This is a genomic window from Psychrobacter sp. 1Y4, from assembly GCF_051847555.1.
The window spans coordinates 1-1,137 of record NZ_JBPYDE010000118.1 but is presented as its reverse complement, the minus strand read 5'-3'; the positions used below and the strand labels follow the sequence as shown (position 1 = coordinate 1,137).

The 1,137-nt window shown below is 45.5% G+C and carries 1 protein-coding gene; it reads left to right on the top strand.

All coding sequences use genetic code 11. From position 1 onward, the window contains the following. Nucleotides 1–216: 216 nt before the first annotated feature. Nucleotides 217–1,137, top strand: a 921-nt coding sequence (locus ACS8FC_RS14635; RefSeq protein ID WP_439297302.1) for a MobA/MobL family protein, incomplete at its 3' end; no start/stop codon positions are given.

Here is a 1,137-nt window from a genome sequence, read left to right as displayed (position 1 = left end):
TGCTTTAACACAGCTGTATCTAGCTCCTAGAATATTTTATTTTTGCGATTGATGGTGGCGTCTCCCTGACTAAGGGCGAAGTAACGACTCATTTATTAGTATATCCACTTCGTTACTATACTAATAAATGAATCATTATTCGTTGGGGGAACCCCAAACCCCGCACACCACGAAAAAATGTGGTGTGCAAAAAGCTAAATTAGCAGGTTCATCCTTATGACTATGGTGCATATTGCGACAAAAGCAATTTCTCGAAAAGCGGGGCAGTCTGCAGTGGCCTGTGCAGCCTATCGTGCTGGAGATATTCTTGACGATACCAAATATGGTAAGACCCATGATTATGGTAAAAAGTCTGGGGTTATGAGTAGCGATATCGTTTTACCGTTTTCGTTAAAGGCGCTAGGTGTGAGTGTAGATAGAGAGACACTTTGGAATACTGCGGAAGCAGCAGAAACAAGATCCGATAGCCGTGTGGCTCGTGAATGGCTCATTAATCTGCCTTACGAGTTATCAGAAAGTGAGCGCCATCAGCTAGCAATAGATTTTGCCCAAAAGATTTGTGATGATATGGATGTAATCGCTGATGTATGTATTCATCGTCCTGTAATGAAACTTCCATTCGATCCGAACGCTGAGCCGAGCTCGAAACGATTACGTGAAGGAGAAGAAAATCCTGACCCACGTAATTTCCATGCCCATATTATGGTAACCACTCGAGCGCCCACTATTGGGCCTAATAAGACATTGGCGTTTGATCCAAAGCTTAAGACCCCGTTTGAGTGGTCCAACAAAAAACGTAAGGCGCATGATCTGCCGTCATCGATGCAAGAGATTAAGCGTGTTCGGGAGATGTGGGTAGATACCGCCAATAAAGTGTTGGCGCAGCATCATCTGCCATTGATGGATGCGCGCAGTTATAAGGATCAGGGGCTTGATCAGCAGCCCACCATTAAAATGGGCGTTGAGGCGACGGCAATGGAGCGCCGAGGCATCACGACCGAAAAAGGAGACACCAACCGCGCCATCAAAGCACGTAATAAATTGGTGGCTGACAACCATATCAAACAGGAAGCAGACAATGAGCGACGAATTAGCGCACTTAGAAAAGGACTTGCTTGGGCAACTGAGAAAAATGCA